Source organism: Streptomyces sp. NBC_01166, assembly GCF_045039765.1.
In the GTDB taxonomy this organism is placed as follows: Bacteria; Actinomycetota; Actinomycetes; order Streptomycetales; family Streptomycetaceae; genus Streptomyces.
Genome location: NZ_CP108613.1, coordinates 859,866 through 877,746 on the forward strand (window position 1 = coordinate 859,866; position 17,881 = coordinate 877,746).

Here is a 17,881-nt window from a genome sequence, read left to right on the forward strand (position 1 = left end):
GATGAGCCACTTCGCCTGTTGACGGCACTCAGAGTCCGGGGAGCGGCAACAGCCGTCAAGGGGGTGCGCAGGAATTGGTTCAGCCTCCGGACCACTGGGCGCTGCTACGCTGCCGGTGCCAAGAGGGCGCGGGGACCCTCCGGAACAGGGGCAGGGGATGTCCGACGCACTGCGGCCCATGGGGCGCACACGACTGTACGAGCAAGTGCTCGACCGACTGCGCTCCTTCGCCGCCGAGAGCGGTCTGGTGGCCGGCGACAGGCTTCCGCCTGAGCGCGACCTCGCTCAGCGCCTGAGAGTCTCCCGGGCCTCGGTGAAGCAGGCCATCGTCGTCCTCGAGGTGCAGGGGCTCGTCGAGGTGCGGCACGGAGGCGGCACCTACCTCCTCGGGGACGGACTGGACGCCGAACCCGTCGAGCGGCTCGTCGAGCGCCGGCGCAGACTGCCCGATGTGCTGGAGGCACGTGAGGCACTGGAGACCAAACTCGCCGAACTCGCGGCGGAGCGGCGCACCGAGCAGGATCTGACCGCGCTGCGGGCATCGCTCGCCCACATGGCGGCGGAGATCGCCGACGGGGGCCACGGCATCGAAGGCGACCGGCGCTTCCACGCCGCGGTGACCGCGGCCGCCCACAGCGCGCTGCTGGCGGAGTTCATGCGGTCCATCGCCGACCAGATCACCGAGAGCAGGCACGAGTCCCTGCGCCAGCCGAGGCGGCCCGGCCGCTCCCTGACCCAGCACCAGGCCATCCTCGACGCCATCGAGGAGCGGCGCGGCAAGGCCGCCGCCGCGGCGATGCGGCGCCATGTCCGCACCGTCGCGAAGGTGAGGCTCCTGGACTGGAACCCCGAACCGGACACCGCCGACGGGACGTCCTGAACCGTGCCGGACGACGGCCGGGCAGGTGCCGCCCTCCGCGGCGCGTGCGCCACTTCTCGTAGGCCGTAAAAAAAGCCCCCGCTGTCAACGGAAGCTTTGGCAATGTTTTAGCAGGTCAGGCGGCCAGAACTGGCGTAAAACGGATAAGCCCAAGATTGGGGCTCCCCAACCGGCACATCGTGGGCTTAACTTATGTGTCATGACCTCCCCCCGCTCCACCTACGGCAGCGGCTACTACGCCGCGCCGTCGTTCCCCGACACCCCGATCTACGACTCCCTCGTCGCCGAGCGGGGGACCCCTCAGATCGCGCCGATCCGGGTTCCCGCCGCCTACGACACCGGGAACAGCTACCTGCCGGCTCTGCCGTCCGCTCTTCCGGCGCTGCCCGCTGCCCCGTCGCAGCACACCGGCTCCTACGGCTACCCGCAGCAGGCGGCGCCGCAGCCGCAGTACCAGAACGCCGGGATGCAGCAGGCGCCGACGATGCAGCCCGCACAGCTGCAGCACGCGCCGGCCCCGTACATCCCGCAGCAGCCGTCGGCGCCCCGCGGCTACCAGCAGCAACAGCAGCAGCAGCGGCCCGGCACGGGTTACGAGGCGATGCGTCCCGCGTCGCCCCGGCCCGTGCCCGCTCCCGCGCAGTCGCCGTACGAGGACCCGTACAACCGCCCGTACCAGAGCCGGGGCTACTGACGGGCGCTGCCTGCCGTCGTCAGTGACGGCTGGCAGGATGAGTGCATGCTTTCGCCTGCGCTCAGTGCCGTACACATCCACCCGGTCAAGTCGCTGGCTGCCCGCGCCGCCGACGAGGCCGTCGTCGAGCCATGGGGACTCGCCGGCGACCGCCGCTGGATGCTGATCGACAGCGGGAGCAGGGTCGTCACGCAGCGTCAGCAGCCGCGCATGGCACAGCTGTCCGCCGAGCCCGTGCCGGGCGGCGGACTCGTGCTGTCGGCGCCCGGGAGCCCGTCCCTGACGGTGGAGGTGCCCGACCCGGCCCGCACGGTCGTCACGGAGCTCCACCGGAGCAAGGTCACGATGGTCCTGGCCGCGGACGCCGCCCACGCCTGGTTCGGTGCGCGTCTCGGTGCGGAGGTCCGGCTCGTCCATCTCGACGCGCCGTCGCACCGCAGACCCGTCGATCCGGAGTTCGGCCGGCCGGGCGAGACGGTGTCGCTCGCCGACACGTTCCCGTTGCTCCTCACCACGCGTGCCTCGCTGGACGCGCTCAACTCGCTGGTGGCCCAGGGGGACCATCCGGACGAGGGGCCGCTGCCGATGAACCGGTTCCGGCCGAACGTGGTCGTGGACGGCACCGCGCCCTGGGCCGAGGACGACTGGAAGCGGATCGCGATCGGGGAGGTCGCGTTCCGTGTCGCCAAGCCGTGCGGACGGTGCGTCATCACGACCACCGACCAGCGGACCGGTGAGCGGGGCAAGGAGCCGTTGCGCACGCTCGCCCGGCACCGCCGGGACGGGAAGCTCCTCCTCTTCGGCCAGCTCCTGGTCCCGGAGGGCACCGGTGTGATCCGGGCCGGGGATCCGGTGCGGATCCTCGGCTGACCACCCGGCGCACCGGCGCGGATCGGATCGGAACTCGGGCGGGCATGGGGGCCGTTGGCGGCGTGAGGTTGCTCTCTCTTCGCCGTCGGAGGACGCAATCGCCGCCCTCCCGGGTTATCACGGACAGGGAAGGGGGTGCATGACTGTGCGAGCGGTTCTGGGAATCCGGCGGTGGCGGCACAATCCCGTGTGCCGGGCCACCGACCGGCACGAGGCATGGGTGGCGCTGACCGCGCTGCTCCTGATGCTGCTGGCGGCACCGGCCCTCGGCTGGAAGGTCGGCGCGCTCACGGACGACGCGCTCCGGCGGACGGTGCGGACCCAGCACGAGCAACGCCATCCGACCGCGGCTGTCGTGGTCCGCGCGGCCTCGGGCACGTCCCGCTTCGCCCAGGACCCCGAGGCGGCCGTCGCCGAGGGCTCCATGCGTACGTCGGTGGTGGCCGACTGGCTCGCCCCGGACGGTACGGCACGCACGGGCACCGTGTCGACGGGGTCCACGGAGACCGCACCCGGCACCCGCATCCAGATCTGGACGGACGACCGGGGCCGTCCCGCGATGCGTCCCATGGACATGTCCACGGCCCGCACCCACACGGTGCTCGCAGGCATCGGTGCGGCGCTGATCGCGGGCGGCCTGACCGAAATCGCCCGCAGGCTCGTCGTATGGCGCATGATGCAACGGCGGTACACCCGGCTCGACCGTGCCTGGGCCGAAGTCGGCCCCGACTGGGGCAGAACGGGTACGGGCAGCTGACCTCGGGGGCGCAGGTTCCTCTCGTATCCGGCTGACCAGTGGCCTTCGGCGGCCGACCCGTCAACTCGCGCCCGTCTCGCGCGCTACGGTGGACCGGCCCGCCCGACTCCTCGGCAGGCGGGCCAGAGGGCTGCCGGCCGACCGGCGGCGACTGGGGACACGTACGAGGCAGCGCACACGGCACGAGGTGGGGGCACAGCAGCACCATGGCACAGGGCACGGTCCAGGTGACGCACACCGGCACATCGCGATGGCGGCGCCGTACGGGCGAATACGCATCCCTCACCGCAGCCCTGGAGGCCGCAGCGGACGGTGACGTCCTCACCATCGCCCCCGGCACCTACCGGGAGAATCTCGTCGTCCACCGAGCGGTGACGCTGCGCGGCCCCGAGGGATCCGCGGGTTCGGTACGCATCGCGCCGGTCGACGGTGTCCCCCTGACCGTCCGCGCCTCCGCCGTCGTCCAGGACCTGCATGTGGAGGGCCAGGACTCGGCCGCCCCCGCGCTGCTCGTCGAGGAGGGCGCCCCCGAGCTGTCGGACCTGCGCATCGTGACCAGGTCGGCCGCCGGCATGGAGGTGCGGGGCGCCGCCAGGCCCACCGTGCGCCGCTGCACGGTCGACAACCCGGCCGGGGTGGGCATCGCCGTACTCGACGGCGCCGGCGGCGTGTTCGAGGAGTGCGAGGTCGTCTCGGCGGGCCAGTCCGGCGTCTCGGTCCGCGACGGCGCGCACCCCCGGCTCGAGCGCTGCCGCGTGCACCACTCGTCGGGGGCGGGGCTGAGCGTGACCGGGGAGGGCAGCGGCCTCGAGGCGGTGGGCTGCGAGGTGTACGAGATCAAGGGCAGCGGGGTGCAGGTCACCTCCCGCGGTACCGCGCACCTCACGGACTGCAGTGTCCACCGCACGTCCGCCGACGGGATCACCCTGGACACCGACGCGGTCCTCACGCTCGCGGACTGCGACATCCACGACATCCCGGAGAACGCGGTCGACCTGCGCTCCCGTTCGGTCCTCACTCTGACCCGTTCCACCGTCCGCAGGTTCGGCCGCAACGGCCTCTCGGTCTGGGACCCGGGTACCCGCGTGGACGCCAACCAGTGCGAGATCCACGACAGCACGGGTGACTACCCGGCGGTGTGGGTCAGCGACGGGGCCACGGTGATACTCGACTCGTGCCGTGTCCATGACGTGCCCGACGCCCTCTTCGTCCTCGACCGGGGCTCACGCGCGGATGTCGTGGACAGCGATCTGACCCAGATCCGCAACACGGCTGTCTCGGTGAGCGACGGCGCCACCGCCCAGCTCGACGACTGCCGGATCCGCGAGGCCTCCACCGGAGCGTGGTTCCGGGACCACGGGAGCGGCGGCACACTGAACAACTGCACCATCGACGCGGCGCAGACCGGGGTCATCGTGACCAAGGGCGCCGACCCGACCATCGAGAGGTGCACGGTCACCTCGCCCGCGGAGGCCGGTTTCTACGTCTCCGCCGAGGGCCGGGGCACCTTCGACAGCTGCCGGGTCACGGGGAGCGACGGCTACGGCTTCCACGTGATGGACGGCTGCCGCTCGACCCTGACCCGGTGCCGGACCGAGCGGTGCGCACGCGGCGGATACGAGTTCGCCGACGGCTCCGGTGGCGACGGCGGCACCAGTGGTCCGGTGGCGCGGGACTGCACCAGCGACGAGAGCGGTCTGCGCAGCGCCACTCCCCCGCCCCCGCCGGTACTGACGGCGACGCAGACCACGCCCGGGCTGCTGGGTGCGATGCCCGGGCAGCGGACGGCCGAACCCGCCGCGGTGTCCGCGGCGCCCGCCGAACCGGTGCGCGACTCGGGCGCCGTGCTGGGCGAGCTCGACGCGTTGGTGGGCCTCGACAGCGTCAAGCGTGAGGTGCGGGCGCTGACCGACATGATCGAGGTGGGCCGGCGCCGCCGGCTGGCGGGTCTGAAGGCGGCATCGGTGCGCCGGCACCTGGTCTTCACCGGCTCCCCCGGCACGGGCAAGACGACGGTGGCCCGGCTGTACGGGGAGATCCTGGCCTCGCTCGGCGTCCTGGAGCACGGCCACCTCGTGGAGGTCTCGCGCGTCGATCTGGTCGGCGAGCACATCGGGTCCACCGCCATCCGCACCCAGGAGGCGTTCGACCGGGCGCGCGGCGGGGTCCTGTTCGTCGACGAGGCGTACGCGCTCTCGCCCGAGGACTCGGGCCGCGACTTCGGCCGGGAGGCCATCGACACTCTGGTGAAGCTGATGGAGGACCACCGCGACGCCGTGGTGGTGATCGTGGCCGGGTACACGCACGAGATGGAGCGCTTCCTCACCGTCAACCCCGGTGTGGCCTCCCGTTTCTCACGGACCATCACCTTCAGCGACTACGAGCCCGAGGAGCTGCTGCGGATCGTCGAGCAGCAGAGCGACGAGCACGAGTACAGCCTGGCGGAGGGGACGGGGGAAGCGCTGCTCAAGTACTTCACGGTGCTTCCCAAGGGCCCCGCCTTCGGTAACGGCCGAACGGCCCGTCAGACCTTCGAGTCGATGGTGGAGCGGCACGCGGGCCGGGTCGCCCAGCTCCCCGAACCGACCACCGAGGACCTGACCATGCTCTACCCCGAGGACCTTCCGGCGCTTCCCTGAGCAGTGCTGCCCCGGCCCTCCGCACCCGCCTGCTGGGGCACGACCGGCTCGAGCCGTTCCAGGAGCGCGGCACGCTCGACGGCGAAGACCGGGTCGGCCTGGTAGTCGGAGTGCCCCAGGATGGGTTCCGGCAGCGGGTGTTCGGCGGTGCGCCCGTAGACCAGCGGGTCCTTCAGCGGCCCCCGGTCCACTTCGTGGCCCGGCCCCTCGTCGATCCTGACGGGGCCGCCGATCGGGTCCGTCGAACGCCAGAGGTTCCGCCAGCAGTGGACGGACCGGTGCAGCCCTTCGAGGGGGACGCGGCCGAAGTAGGCCGGGAACCAGCGCCCGTACAGCCGCTCGATCGGGGAACCGTACGTGAGCAGCGCGACCCGGCGCCGGGCGGAGTCGGGGAGCTGCCACACCGCCGCCGCGGCGAGCACGCTTCCCTGGGAGTGGCCGGAGATGACGAGCCTGCCGCGGGTGCGCCCCGTCCAGGCGCACATGCGGGACGAGAGGTCCGGGACGGCCCGCTCCGCGTAGCAGGGCGGTGCGAACGGATGGGCGGCACGCGGCCAGAACGTACCCACGTCCCACAGGATGCCGATGGTGCGCCGGGCGGAGACGTCACGGTAGGCACGGCGCCCCCAGGTGACGAGCAGTATCACGCCGAAACCGGTCATCCAGGAGCCGGTCGACTGGGCGGTCTCGGCGACCGACTCGACGAACGGACCCGTGCCGTCCGTCGCGAGGCCGGGAACCTCGCCGGTGAGCCAGGACCCGGTCACGGCTCCGGCGCCGAGCAGCAGCGTGGCGGCGGAGAGCAGTCCTAGGATCCCCGGCGCGGAGTCGGTGAGCGCGGCGGTGGCCCGGGTGCGGGCGATCCGCCGGGTGCGTCCGGGCTCGGGGTGCCTCTCCTCGTACTCCGCCTCGACGGCGGGCCCCAGCCGGCGGGCGCGGCGCACGGTGCGGACGGCCAGCCAGATGACGGGCGGGAGCAGGAGCAGCAGCAGGACCGGGATCACGGAGGCCTGCCAGCTGAGGAGCACGGGCGGCCCCTCTATGTCCGCGCCCGCACCCATGCCGGGCGTACCGGGGCCGTCGAGCCAGTCGGCCACGCGCTGGGCGATCCCGCCGGTCATGACCCCGCCGAGCGCGCAGGCGAGCATGGCCACCGCCGGGCCGCCGAGACCATGGAGGGTGGTGCGCGGCTCGGGGGCGCGCCGGTACAGGCTCAGGGCCACCACGGCGAGTACGGAGACGAGCAGGCCCTGACCCAGGGCGAGCGTGCGGAAGACGGCCTCTCCGGAGAGGGCACCCGAGGACACCCAGTCGGGGCGCGACCACCCGGCGTACACGACCGTGCCGAGCAGCAGGGCGAGGGCGGCGCCGGGCAGGAAGGTGGTGACGGCCCGGTCGAGCCGGTTGTCGAGGCGCCGCTCGCTGCGTCCCCGGTGGCAGACCACCGCGACGACGACGAGTCCGCACAGGGCGAGGGCGGACTCGAACAGGGCGCCGATGACCGGGGGTACGGGGCTGCCGGCGGCCCTGTCGTGCCGGGCCGCCGTGCTGCCGACCGCGGCCGCGACCATGAGGAGTCCGGCAGCGGTGTGCGCCGCGCGCAGCCGGGCCACCAGCCTGCGTCCGTACCAGAAGCCGGGCCTGCCGAGGGCCGGGCGGACGACGGGGGCGCCGGACTGGGCGGCCACATCCGTGTCCGCCTCCTCGTCCGTCTCCGCGCTGTCCGGTTCGTCCCAGGTCAGGGAGCGCTGTGACTCGTAGGCTGTCCAGGTGCGGTTGGACAGGTACCAGAGGAGTCCCACCAGGGCGGCGGGTACGAGCGCCGCGACGGCGAGGCGGCGTCCGGGCTGGGCGAACCAGCCGTCCTGCCGTGTGGAGAGGAAGCCCAGCCAGGAGCGCTGCACGGAGCACTCGGGCGTCCCCGCGCACTGCCAGGCCACCAGGTCGAGGGCGACCTCGCAGACCGCGGCGGTAAGGAGCACGGTCAGGCTGAGCGCGAGGAGCCGCACCAGCACCCCGTAGAGCCGGACCGTCCGCTTACGCCCCTGGGCGGCGGGCCGCATCCAGTGGGCGAGGTTGACCACCATGAAGGGGAGCAGCAGCAACCACAGGGCGCGGGAGCCGTTGCCCGAGGTGAGGTTGGACCAGCAGTAGGCCTCGGCGATGGGCCCGTCCCGGTGGCGCTCGGGGTGGTGTTCGGCTCCGACGTCCTCGGTGCGCCGGTGGACGGCTGCCGTGGCGTCACCGGTGATCCTCGTCGTACGCGGGTCGCCGAGCATCTCCTGCGGAGTGGTTCCGCCGACACCGTGGACGAGCAGTTCCAGTGCGACGCCGCTGCTCTGCGCGGCCTCGGCCTTGGGGGCAGGGGGCAATGTCGGTGACTCGCTCTCTGGTCCTTCCGGCTCGCGGCCGGTGGGCGGCTGTTCGTCCGGGACGGGCTGGGCTGATGCGCGTCGGACGGGCTGGGCTGATGCGCAGTCACCACCATCGCCGACGGGAGCCGTCCGCCGCACCGGCTCTCACCGAATCTCCCCAGTGGCACGGCTCGTACGCGTGCGTGGGAGGATGTGGGAGTCCCGCAGGACCGCTGCAGGACCGTGCGGACAGAGCGAAGGACCGGGGCCCCGCGTTGAGCGAGAATCAGAACCTGCTCGCGGAGCAGCGGCGTGCGCTCATTCTGGACGACGTACGCAAGCGTGGCGGGGTCAGGGTCAACGAGCTGACCCGCAAGCTGAGCGTCTCCGACATGACCATCCGCCGGGACCTGGACGCACTGGCGCGCCAGGGTGTCATCGAGAAGGTCCACGGCGGAGCCGTGCCGGTCGTCGAGGCGAGCACGCACGAGCCCGGTTTCGAGGCCAAGTCGACGCTGGAGCTCAGCGCCAAGGAGGACATCGCGCGCACGGCCGCCGGGATGGCGCTGCCCGGCAGTGCGATCGCGCTCTCAGGCGGCACGACGACGTTCGCGCTGGCCAGGCATCTCCTGGACGTCCCGGGCCTGACCGTGGTGACGAACTCGGTGCGGGTCGCCGATGTGTTCCACGGCGCGCAGCGGCCGACGGCTGCGGGCGGTGCGCGGGCCGGTGCGGCCACGGTGGTGCTGACCGGCGGGGTGCGTACGCCTTCGGACTCGCTCGTCGGGCCGGTCGCGGACCGCGCGATCAGCTCGCTCCACTTCGACGTGCTGTTCCTCGGCGTGCACGGGATCTCGGTCGAGGCCGGTCTCTCCACGCCCAATCTCGCGGAGGCCGAGACGAACCGCCGCTTCGTGCGGGCGGCCAGGCGTGTCGTCGTGGTCGCCGACCACACCAAGTGGGGCACGGTGGGCCTGAGTTCGTTCGCGGCGCTGGACGAGGTCGATGCCTTCGTCACGGACGCGGGTCTGCCGGACTCGGTCAGGCAGGAGATCGAGGAGCACCTGCCGGGCCTGGTGGTGGCGGGCGGGCCGGCGGACGAGTAGTCCGACGGCGGGTGCCGCCGCCACGCCTTCCGTTCCTGGGCCCGCAGACGGCGGACGTCCTAGGATCGGGCTGTGGCCGTATTCCGCATAGAGCGTTTCACTCCCCTCCCTGCCGCCGAGGCGTGGCGACGGGTGACCGACTGGGAGCGGCACGGCGGGACCGTTCCGTTCACCTCGGTCACCGTCCCCGCTGGCCTGCCCACCGGGACGGGGACGGTCTTCGTCGCCCGTACCGGCGTGGGGCCGCTTGGTTTCGACGATCCGATGGAAGTGGTGCGGTGGACCCCGCCGGCCGCAGGCCGGGCGGGGCTGTGCCGGCTGGAGAAGCGGGGTTCCCTGGTGCGCGGCCGGGCGTCGATCGACGTATGCCCGACCGGTTCGGGTTCGCATGTGATCTGGGTCGAGGAGCTGCGTGTGAGGCTGCTGCCGCGCTGGACGGATCCGCTGCTGGCCGGCGCGGGGCGGCGGGTCTTCGGCCGGGTGCTCGGCACTCTGCTCGACGACTGAGGCCTGACCGCGCGCCCCGTCCCGGCGGTGCGGTGTCTCCCGGGGCCTGCGCCCAGGAGGGGCGGCGGGGAGCGCCATGCGGTATCCCGGATCCATGGGTGTGCGGCAGTCGGTACCCGGGCTCAGGGGCGGTGCCCGGCGGTCCCGGGCCTTCATCGCGGTGCCCGCTGGCCGAGCGGGTGGCCTCGTGGCCGGGTATGGGGGCCCGAGCCGCTGCCGGAGCGGATCTCCGCCGATCTGCCGCGCCACGCGGGCGGCCACCTGGGGGGCGTCGCCCTCGTGGCGGTGGAACCGCTTCCGGGTCCGGGGTGAGCGGCCCGGCTCAGGCCGGCCAGGTGCCGGTGGCCAGGAAGTGGTCGATCGTCTCCGTGTAGGGCCGGATGTCCAGGCCCTGCTCGCTCAGCCAGGCGTCCGAGTAGTACTTGTCGAGGTAACGGTCGCCCGGGTCGCAGAACAGCGTGACGACGCTTCCTGTACTCCCCCGCTCCACCATCTCGGCCACGAGCTTGAACGCGCTCCACAACCCGGTGCCGGTGGAGCCGCCCGCCTTGCGGCCGATGGCGCGCTCCAGCACCCGGACGGCCGCCACGCTGGCCGCGTCGGGCACCTTCATCATCCGGTCGATGGCTCCGGGCACGAAGCTGGGCTCCATGCGGGGTCGGCCGATGCCTTCGATGCGGGAGCCGCAGTCGCTGGTCGCCAGCTGGTCGTTCCGGGTCCACCCGTCGAAGAAACAGGAGTTCTCCGGGTCGGGTACGCAGATCCGCGTGTCGTGCTGCATGTAGCGGACGTAGCGCCCGATGGTCGCGGAGGTCCCGCCGGTGCCGGCGGTGGCGACGATCCAGGCGGGTTCGGGATACCGCTCCATCCTCAGCTGCTGGTAGATCGACTCGGCGATGTTGTTGTTGCCGCGCCAGTCGGTGGCGCGCTCGGCGTAGGTGAACTGGTCCATGTAGTGGCCGCCGGTCTCGGCCGCCAGGGCCGCCGACTCCTCGTACAGCCTGCGGGAGTCGTCGACGAAGTGGCACTGACCGCCGTGGAATTCGATGAGGCGGCACTTCTCCGGGCTGGTGGTCCGGGGCATCACGGCGACGAACGGCACACCGATCAGCTTCGCGAAGTAGGCCTCCGAGACTGCCGTCGAGCCGCTGGAGGCCTCGATGACCGGCTTGCCCCGGCGGATCCAGCCGTTGCAGAGCCCGTAGAGGAAGAGCGAACGGGCCAGCCGGTGCTTGAGGCTGCCCGTCGGGTGCGTCGACTCGTCCTTGAGATAGAGGTCGATGCCCCAGTGCTCCGGCAGCGGGAAGCGCAGGAGATGGGTGTCCGCCGAACGGTTCGCGTCCGCCTGGACCTTGCGCACCGCTTCCTTGAGCCAGGCCCGGTAGTCCGGGTCGCTCCGGTCGACGTCGACGGTCTCCATGACGCCACCGCCAGGTGTGTTCTCACCGGTGTCCATCAGCGGTCTCCTTCGGGTGACGGCGGTTCTCCACGGGACCCACGATATTCCCCCCACCTGCACAAACGTTTACTTTGGCGTCCCATAGGCCTCCCTTGGCCCCGGGCGTCCCGCCGGCACACCCGGACGCGTGCCCGATCCGGGCCGTGGCCGGAATCGATCGCGGTGAGGCCTGGCGTACGGGCCCTGTCCATGGGCAGAATTGCAGAAGCCGGTACAAGGGGGGCGAAGTCGCCATGGCCGAGACAGAATTCAGTCCTGCGGATTTCCGCGCGCGGGAGTTCGGCGCGGTGGAGTTCAGGGCGAGCGACGTCAGGATCCGCCGTTGGGCGCGGTCGCTGACCAGGGCCGGCCAAGTGATCGTCGAGGACGGCCGGATCGCGCTGCTGACGAGCGACGGGCGGGAGATCGCCAGCGCCCCGGTGACCGCGGTGAGCGCCGGGAAGCCATGGTTCCTGGCCGCCGACTCGGCGATCGCCCGGATCAACGGCGTGCGGTACCGGCTGACCATGGGCCAGCGCAACCGCAGGCCCGGCGGGGCGGCGCCGGTCCGCAGATTCCTGAAGGCGCTGCGCAGCGCCGCGGGACGGCGGTCTGACGCTACGGTCCGGTAGGAACACCGCGAGTTGCGGAGCCCAACCCCCTGAGTCACGCTGTTCACACGTCACTGATGGTGTACCGGCGGTGACAGCGAAAGCCGCCCCGCCGGGAGCCACGCAGGGCGGACCACGCATGACCAGAAACAGCAGCCAGCCATCTGCTGGATCCGTTCCTTCGTCTTCTTCCGGACCTATTTCGGGGAGTCGCAGCCGTGATCAGCGAGCCAAGCAGGCACTGCGCGGTGGAGCTCCAAGCCCTGCCGTCGCGGATCGGTCAGGTCCGCAGAATCATTTCGGCGCAACTGCGCTACTGGCATCTCGATCCTCTGATCGACCCGGCAGCGCTCGGTGTCACCGAACTGCTGACCAACGTCCACCGGCACGCACAGCCGGACAAATCATGCACCGTCGAGATCGAGCTGCTGCTCGACCGGCTGACGGTCTCCGTCCACGACCACGACCCCCGGCTGCCGACCGTGTGCGACGCCGATCAGTCCGCCACCTCCGGGCGCGGGCTGGCGATGATCGCCGCGGTCAGCGAGAGCTGGGGTGTACGACCGAGCGACGACGCGGGAAAGGTCATCTGGTTCACCCTGCCGGCACCGTCGTTCACCACCGCTCTGCCCCCTCTCCCGGTGTACGGGTCGACGACCGACGGCCCGTTCGGCTCGGACGTCGCGGGGCTCATGGAGCCGACGGCAGCACGGACGCGGGCCCGGTCGGCCGTCGTCGGCTGACGGGAAGGCGGCCGCGCGCCGTACACCGCGCACAGGAGCGCGTCGGTCCTCCCGGACCGACGCGCTCCGCTCCGTTCCCGCCCGGAGCCTCACCCACCTCCCGCGGTCACGCCGGGCCGTCCTTCTCGTAACGGCCGTAGGGCTCGTCAAGGACGGAGAGCCTCCGCCAGTACTCGTCCTCGTCGATCTCACCGGCGGCGAACCGCCGGCCCAGGAGATCGATCGGCGAGTGCTCGCCCGTGGGCCCGCCCCGCCGGACGCCGTGCGACTGCCAGGGCCCCGGGCGGCGGCCGCGCCGGACGGTGCGGCGCAGCAGCGTGATGACGCCGACCGCGACGGCCGCCCAGATGAGGGGGAAGAGGAGGATCCAGGGCCCGGGCCCTCCGTGGTTCGCCAGCGTGTTCATCTCGGTCAGCTCCTCGGTCAATCGTTCGTCCGTGCGTTCCTGTCACCTACGAGCCTGTCTCCGGGAGGCGGCCGGAGCGTCGTACGGGCGGCGGCAGTTCGCGTACGGCGGTGGGAGTACGGCGGAGCCGGGCACCTGCTTCCGCCGACCGCCGTGGATTCTGTACCTACTGGTATGTACAGTGGAGTTCATGAGCACTCCGGACCGGTTGATCGAAGCCACCCAGGAGCTCCTTTGGGAGCGCGGATATGTCGGCACCAGCCCCAAGGCGATCCAGCAGCGGGCCGGGGCGGGCCAGGGCAGCATGTATCACCACTTCGCGGGCAAGCCCGACCTGGCGCTCGCCGCCGTGCTCCGCACATCCGCGGAGATGCGGGAGACGGCCGGCCGCCTGCTGGACGGCCCCGGATCGGCGTACGAGCGGATCTCGGCCTATCTGCTGCGCGAGCGTGACGTGCTGCGGGGCTGCCCGGTGGGGCGGCTGACGATGGATCCCGAGGTGGTGGCCGACGACGCGCTGCGAGCACCGGTGGACGAAACGATCGGCTGGCTGCGCGGCCGGCTCACCGAGATCCTCCAGGAGGGCCTGGACGTGGGCGAGTTCTCCCCCGGCCTCGTGCCCCGGGACGTCGCGGCGGCCGTCGTGGCCACGGTTCAGGGGGGCTACGTCCTGGCCCGTGCGTCCGGTTCGCCGGCGGCGTTCGACTCGGCCGTCCACGGGCTGCTCTCCCTGCTCGCCCCGCACGTACCACCGAGCCGCACAGCCTGAGGAGTACGCCATGCACGCCATGCAGTACGAGATCACCCTGCCCGCCGACTACGACATGGGGATCATCCGGGAGCGGGTCGCGGCCAGGGGGCATCTCCTCGACGGCTTTCCGGGGCTGGGCCTCAAGGCGTACCTGGTCCGCGAACGCGGTGGCACCTCGCCGGTCAACCAGTACGCGCCGCTGTATCTGTGGTCCGCCCCGGAGGGCATGAACACCTTCCTCTGGGGCCCCGGGTTCCAGGGCATCGTGGATGACTTCGGCCGCCCCGAGGTGCAGCACTGGACCGGACTCTCCTTCCAGGAGGGTGCGGCCTCGGCGGCGCTCCCCCGCACGGCGGTCCGCCGCCGCGAGCGGGTCGCGGACACCGCGGCCCCGGCTGTCGCGGTGGAGGCCGCGCTGGAGGAGAGCCGTCGGCTGGCCGCCGCCCCCGGGGCCGTCGCCACCGCGCTGGCCGTCGATCCGCGCCACTGGGAGCTGCTCCACTTCACGCTCTGGGAGGACGAGCCGTCGGGCGACGCGGGCGACCGCTTCGAGGTGCTGCACCTGTCGTCGCCGGAGCGTGACCGGCTGGGGCGGGGGAAGCAGTGGTGAGCCCGGTCCGTACGGTCCTCGGGGACGTCCCCGCCGGCGAGCTCGGCGTCTGCGACGCGCACGACCACCTCTTCATCCGCAGCCCGGTGCTGCCCGGGCTGGAGCTCGACGACCCGGAAGAGGCAGGCGAGCGGCTGAGGAGCTTCCACGAGCTGGGCGGACGGACCGTCGTCCAGTGGACTCCGCACGGGATGGGCAGGCGGGCCGGGGACCTGGCGGCGCTCTCCCGAGCCGGCGGTACGCGGATCGTCGCGGCGACCGGGCTGCACCAAGCCGCCCATTACGCGCCCGGGTTGCTCGGCCGGATCATGCCGGAACTGGAAGAACTGTTCGTCTCGGAGATCACGGAAGGGATCGGGGCCACAGGAGTACGGGCGGGGCTGATCAAGGTGGCCGGGGCGTTCCACGGCATCGACCCGCACGCCAGGCACACCATGACGGCTGCTGCCGGTGCCCATCGGCGTACGGGGGCTCCGATCGCCGTCCATCTGGAGCTGGGTACGGGTGCGCGGGACGTACTGGATCTGCTGTGCGGGGAGCTGGGGGTGGAGCCGCGGCGGGTCATCCTCGGCCATCCGGGCCGGTTCCCGGACGGCGTCGCGCAGCTCGATGCCGCGCGGGTGGGCGCGTTCCTGGCGTTCGACGGCCCTTCCCGGGCGAATCACGCCACGGACTGGCGGCTGCCGGAGCAGCTCGCCGGGCTCGCGGAGGCCGGGTTCGGCGGGCAGTTGCTGCTCGGCGGCGACACCACGGTGCCCGGGACGCCCGGCATGCCGTATCTGCTGCGGCGGCTGCGCCCACGACTGGCGCGGTCGCTTGGCGAGGAGCTCCTGGGAGCGATGCTCGTGGCCAATCCCGCGCGGGCGTTCGCCCTGGCCGCGCGCTGAGCGTGGCCGCCCCCGGCCCGCCGGTCAGGCCAGTGCGGCCAGCGGGTCGTCGAGAACGGGCTGCCAGGCCAGTTCGGCCGCGCCCACCAGGCTGTTGTGGTCGAGCGTGCAGGACAGGATCGGCACGCTTCCGCTGCGCCCCCAGAGGCTGCGGTCGGCGACGACGGCCCGCAGGCGTTCGGGGTCGGCCTCCAGGAGATCGCGGTGCAGGCCGCCGAGGATGATCCTGTCCGGGTTGAGGATGTTGACCAGCCCGGCCAGGCCCAGGCCGAGACGGTCGATCAGCTCCTCGGCCGCGGCCCGCACATCGGGGTCGCCGTACTCGGTGCGGAGCAGGCCGCCGGACTGCTTGAGCAGCGACTCCTCGGGGCCGGGCTCCCGGCCGGCCGCCGTGAGGAAGGCGAGGGGGTCCGTCTCCACGTCGAGGCAGCCTCGCCCGCCGCAGTGGCAGGGGCCGCCCTCAGGGTTGACGGTCAGATGCCCGACCTCCAGGGCGAGCCCCGAACTCCCGCTGTGGAGGCGGCCGTCCAGGACGAGGGCGCCACCCACCCCCCGGTGGCCGGTGGCCACGCAGAGCAGGTGCTGAGCACCACGCCCCGCGCCGTGCCGGTGCTCGGCGAGGGCGGCGAGGTTGACGTCGTTGGCGGTGAAGGCGGGGCCCGTGATGCCCGCGGCGCGTACGCAGGTGGAGAAGATCTCCCGGACCGGCGCTCCGGCCGGCCAGGCGATGTGCAGCGGATTGAGGGCCGTTCCCTCCGGTTCGGCCACGGCGGAGGGAACGGCGAGCCCGGCCCCGACGCAGCGCAGCCCGGTCTCTCGCAGGAGCTGGGCCCCCGCCTCGACGACCTCGCCGAGGACCTGGGCGGGATCGGCCATGACGGCGACGCAGCCGGGCGCGGTGGCCACGATCCTGCCCCCGAGCCCCACGAGCGCGGCGCGGAAGCCGTCGGAGTGCACCTGGGCGGCGAGAGCCACGGGCCCGCTGTCGCGGATGGACAGCCGGTGCGAGGGGCGGCCCTGGGAGCCGGCGGCGGAGCCCGGGCTGGAGTCGACCTTGATGAGCCCGAGCGCCTCGAGCTCCGCGGCCACCGCGCCCGCTGTGGCACGGGTGACGCCGAGTTCGGAGGTGAGCACGGCGCGGGTGGGGGCACGCCCGGTGTGCACGAGCTCCAGGGCGGGCCCGAGCGCGCTGCGGCCCCTCTCCAACTTCGTCCGCGTGGTGGTCGACTTGCCGTTCATGGGGGCGAGTCTCCCATGATCCGGAGCCGTTGCCGACGCTCCGGCACCCCGCACCGTTCACCGGCCGGTCACCGGCGCAGCGGCCTTGCGCGCTCCCTCCGGGCGACCCTATCCTCACTTTGTGCCGCAAGTAAACAAACTGCGGACGGCCCTGCCGGGGGAACGTGGCGGAGACACCGCTCCACCTTCGCCGGCCCGCCTCCGTACCGCGCTGACCGTGTTCTTCGCCCTCGACGGGTTCCTCTTCGCCGGCTGGGTGGTCCGCATCCCGGCCATCAAGGACCGGACGGGGGCCAGCGCCTCCACCCTCGGGCTCGCCCTGCTCGGCGTCTCCGCCGGTGCGGTGATCACGATGATGCTCACCGGGAGGCTCTGCTGGCGCTACGGAAGTCACGCGGTCACCGTGGTCTGCGGTGTGCTGCTGTCACTGAGCATCGCCCTTCCGGCACAGATGGGTTCGGCGCTCACCCTCGGCCTCGTGCTCCTGCTCTTCGGTGCCGCGTACGGCGGGCTGAACGTGGCGATGAACAGCGCGGCCGTCGAAGTGGTCTCCGCGTTGCGCCGCCCGGTGATGCCGAGCTTCCACGCCGCCTTCAGCTTCGGCGGCATGGCGGGCGCGGGCCTCGGCGGGCTGGTCGCCGGCAGTCTCTCGCCCGCGACCCATCTCTTCGCCCTGACGGGCACCGGACTTCTCGTCACCGCGGTGACCGGCCCGGTGCTCCTGCGTGGCCGGACCGCCGCGCCCCCGGTGGAACAGCGGGCGACGGACGCCCGTGAGCTGCCGAAGGGGATGAGCGCCCAGGCGCGCCGGGTCGTCGTCCTCTTCGGTGTCATCGCCCTCTGCACGGCGTACGGGGAAGGGGCACTGGCCGAGTGGGGCGCGCTGCACCTCAGCCAGGACCTCGGTGCCGCCCCCGGTCTCGCCGCCGCCGGATACTCCTTGTTCGCGCTGACGATGGCCATCGGCAGGCTCAGCGGCACCGCTCTCCTCGAACGGTTCGGGCAGACCCGCACGCTGGTGGCGGGCGGGGCCACGGCCGCGGCGGGGATGCTGCTCGGCGCGCTGGCTCCGGCAGTCTGGCTCGTACTGCTCGGCTTCGCCGTGGCCGGTCTGGGACTGGCCAACATATTTCCCGTCGCGGTCGGCCGGGCGGGCGCGCTGGCCGGGCCCAGCGGGGTGGCCGCAGCGTCCACCCTCGGCTACGGCGGGATGCTCCTGGGGCCGCCGGTGATCGGCTTCCTCGCCGACTGGATCTCCCTCCCGGTGGCCCTCACCACGGTGACGTTGCTCGCCGCCACGGCGGCGGTACTGGGCGGTGCCGCCCGCAACGTGAGCGAACACCTGAGCGGTTGAGTAGCCGTACTCAGGCACCACCGGCTCTCCCGGCA

The 17,881-nt window shown here is 72.5% G+C and carries 17 protein-coding genes; 13 read left to right on the forward strand and 4 right to left on the reverse strand.

Annotated features, from left to right (window positions below; translation table 11 throughout):
• The first annotated feature begins 157 nt into the window (after positions 1 to 157).
• From OG379_RS04150 to OG379_RS04170, 5 genes are all read left to right on the forward strand, one after another.
• Entirely contained in the window at positions 158 to 880 is a 723-nt protein-coding gene (locus OG379_RS04150) for a FadR/GntR family transcriptional regulator (protein ID WP_362929764.1), read from the forward strand.
• A 199-nt stretch (positions 881 to 1,079) separates the two neighbouring features.
• Positions 1,080 to 1,574 (forward strand): DUF6643 family protein, encoded by a 495-nt coding sequence (locus tag OG379_RS04155; protein WP_405659394.1) that lies wholly within the window; start codon positions 1,080 to 1,082, stop codon positions 1,572 to 1,574.
• Between the two features lie 45 nt (positions 1,575 to 1,619).
• A complete protein-coding gene (locus OG379_RS04160) occupies positions 1,620 to 2,444 on the forward strand; it encodes an MOSC domain-containing protein (RefSeq protein WP_405659397.1) in 825 nt (274 codons plus the stop codon).
• Positions 2,445 to 2,583: 139 nt separating this feature from the next.
• Positions 2,584 to 3,201 (forward strand): hypothetical protein, encoded by a 618-nt coding sequence (locus OG379_RS04165; RefSeq protein ID WP_405659400.1) that lies wholly within the window; start codon positions 2,584 to 2,586, stop codon positions 3,199 to 3,201.
• Positions 3,202 to 3,407: 206 nt separating this feature from the next.
• Positions 3,408 to 5,840, forward strand: coding sequence for a right-handed parallel beta-helix repeat-containing protein (locus OG379_RS04170; RefSeq protein WP_405659402.1), 2,433 nt, complete (start codon positions 3,408 to 3,410; stop codon positions 5,838 to 5,840).
• Here OG379_RS04170 and OG379_RS04175 read toward each other — a convergent pair.
• Positions 5,810 to 8,212 carry a hypothetical protein gene (locus OG379_RS04175; RefSeq protein WP_405659405.1) on the reverse strand — a complete coding sequence of 801 codons (2,403 nt, stop codon included), beginning with the start codon at positions 8,210 to 8,212 and terminating at the stop codon, positions 5,810 to 5,812. The genes OG379_RS04170 and OG379_RS04175 overlap by 31 nt on opposite strands.
• A gap of 257 nt (positions 8,213 to 8,469) precedes the next feature.
• Between OG379_RS04175 and OG379_RS04180 the strand changes: the two genes are divergently transcribed.
• Both OG379_RS04180 and OG379_RS04185 read left to right on the forward strand, forming a co-directional pair.
• Positions 8,470 to 9,300 (forward strand): DeoR/GlpR family DNA-binding transcription regulator, encoded by an 831-nt coding sequence (locus OG379_RS04180; RefSeq protein ID WP_405659408.1) that lies wholly within the window; start codon positions 8,470 to 8,472, stop codon positions 9,298 to 9,300.
• A gap of 72 nt (positions 9,301 to 9,372) precedes the next feature.
• A complete protein-coding gene (locus OG379_RS04185; RefSeq protein ID WP_362929776.1) occupies positions 9,373 to 9,807 on the forward strand; it encodes an SRPBCC family protein in 435 nt (144 codons plus the stop codon).
• Between the two features lie 322 nt (positions 9,808 to 10,129).
• Here OG379_RS04185 and OG379_RS04190 read toward each other — a convergent pair whose 3' ends face one another.
• Complete coding sequence (locus OG379_RS04190; protein WP_393755005.1) at positions 10,130 to 11,263, reverse strand: PLP-dependent cysteine synthase family protein; 1,134 nt, start codon at positions 11,261 to 11,263, stop codon at positions 10,130 to 10,132.
• Positions 11,264 to 11,499: 236 nt separating this feature from the next.
• On the opposite strand from OG379_RS04190, the gene OG379_RS04195 reads away from it, so the two are divergent.
• Together OG379_RS04195 and OG379_RS04200 are read left to right on the forward strand one after the other, a co-directional pair.
• Positions 11,500 to 11,877 carry a hypothetical protein gene (locus tag OG379_RS04195; protein ID WP_393755007.1) on the forward strand — a complete coding sequence of 126 codons (378 nt, stop codon included), beginning with the start codon at positions 11,500 to 11,502 and terminating at the stop codon, positions 11,875 to 11,877.
• A 197-nt stretch (positions 11,878 to 12,074) separates the two neighbouring features.
• On the forward strand, positions 12,075 to 12,599 hold the full coding sequence (locus tag OG379_RS04200; protein WP_393755009.1) for an ATP-binding protein: 525 nt from the start codon (positions 12,075 to 12,077) through the stop codon (positions 12,597 to 12,599).
• 106 nt (positions 12,600 to 12,705) lie between these two features.
• On the opposite strand, the gene OG379_RS04205 is transcribed toward OG379_RS04200, so the two are convergent.
• Positions 12,706 to 13,005, reverse strand: coding sequence for an SHOCT domain-containing protein (locus tag OG379_RS04205; protein ID WP_405659413.1), 300 nt, complete (start codon positions 13,003 to 13,005; stop codon positions 12,706 to 12,708).
• Between the two features lie 190 nt (positions 13,006 to 13,195).
• Between OG379_RS04205 and OG379_RS04210 the strand changes: the two genes are divergently transcribed.
• The 3 genes from OG379_RS04210 to OG379_RS04220 are packed head-to-tail and all read left to right on the forward strand — an operon-like array spanning position 13,196 to position 15,253.
• Entirely contained in the window at positions 13,196 to 13,774 is a 579-nt protein-coding gene (locus tag OG379_RS04210; RefSeq protein WP_405659416.1) for a TetR/AcrR family transcriptional regulator, read from the forward strand.
• A gap of 10 nt (positions 13,775 to 13,784) precedes the next feature.
• Positions 13,785 to 14,366 carry a DUF4865 family protein gene (locus OG379_RS04215; RefSeq protein ID WP_405659418.1) on the forward strand — a complete coding sequence of 194 codons (582 nt, stop codon included), beginning with the start codon at positions 13,785 to 13,787 and terminating at the stop codon, positions 14,364 to 14,366.
• Positions 14,363 to 15,253 (forward strand): phosphotriesterase, encoded by an 891-nt coding sequence (locus OG379_RS04220; RefSeq protein ID WP_405659420.1) that lies wholly within the window; start codon positions 14,363 to 14,365, stop codon positions 15,251 to 15,253. The genes OG379_RS04215 and OG379_RS04220 overlap by 4 nt, the downstream gene beginning before the upstream one ends.
• Positions 15,254 to 15,277: 24 nt before the next feature.
• On the opposite strand, the gene OG379_RS04225 is transcribed toward OG379_RS04220, so the two are convergent.
• A complete protein-coding gene (locus OG379_RS04225) occupies positions 15,278 to 16,492 on the reverse strand; it encodes an ROK family protein (protein WP_405659422.1) in 1,215 nt (404 codons plus the stop codon).
• A 121-nt stretch (positions 16,493 to 16,613) separates the two neighbouring features.
• Between OG379_RS04225 and OG379_RS04230 the strand changes: the two genes are divergently transcribed.
• Positions 16,614 to 17,846 carry an MFS transporter gene (locus tag OG379_RS04230; RefSeq protein ID WP_405659425.1) on the forward strand — a complete coding sequence of 411 codons (1,233 nt, stop codon included), beginning with the start codon at positions 16,614 to 16,616 and terminating at the stop codon, positions 17,844 to 17,846.
• Positions 17,847 to 17,881 lie beyond the last annotated feature (35 nt).

Bases quoted from the DNA above. Each gene is read 5' to 3' on its own strand.
- OG379_RS04150 (WP_362929764.1), top strand. From the start codon at position 158: ATGTCCGACGCACTGCGGCCCATGGGGCGCACACGACTGTACGAGCAA.
- OG379_RS04155 (WP_405659394.1), top strand. From the start codon at position 1,080: ATGACCTCCCCCCGCTCCACCTACGGCAGCGGCTACTACGCCGCGCCG.
- OG379_RS04160 (WP_405659397.1), top strand. From the start codon at position 1,620: ATGCTTTCGCCTGCGCTCAGTGCCGTACACATCCACCCGGTCAAGTCG.
- OG379_RS04165 (WP_405659400.1), top strand. From the start codon at position 2,584: ATGACTGTGCGAGCGGTTCTGGGAATCCGGCGGTGGCGGCACAATCCC.
- OG379_RS04170 (WP_405659402.1), top strand. From the start codon at position 3,408: ATGGCACAGGGCACGGTCCAGGTGACGCACACCGGCACATCGCGATGG.
- OG379_RS04190 (WP_393755005.1), bottom strand. From the start codon at position 11,263: ATGGACACCGGTGAGAACACACCTGGCGGTGGCGTCATGGAGACCGTC.
- OG379_RS04195 (WP_393755007.1), top strand. From the start codon at position 11,500: ATGGCCGAGACAGAATTCAGTCCTGCGGATTTCCGCGCGCGGGAGTTC.
- OG379_RS04205 (WP_405659413.1), bottom strand. From the start codon at position 13,005: ATGAACACGCTGGCGAACCACGGAGGGCCCGGGCCCTGGATCCTCCTC.
- OG379_RS04210 (WP_405659416.1), top strand. From the start codon at position 13,196: ATGAGCACTCCGGACCGGTTGATCGAAGCCACCCAGGAGCTCCTTTGG.
- OG379_RS04215 (WP_405659418.1), top strand. From the start codon at position 13,785: ATGCACGCCATGCAGTACGAGATCACCCTGCCCGCCGACTACGACATG.
- OG379_RS04225 (WP_405659422.1), bottom strand. From the start codon at position 16,492: ATGAACGGCAAGTCGACCACCACGCGGACGAAGTTGGAGAGGGGCCGC.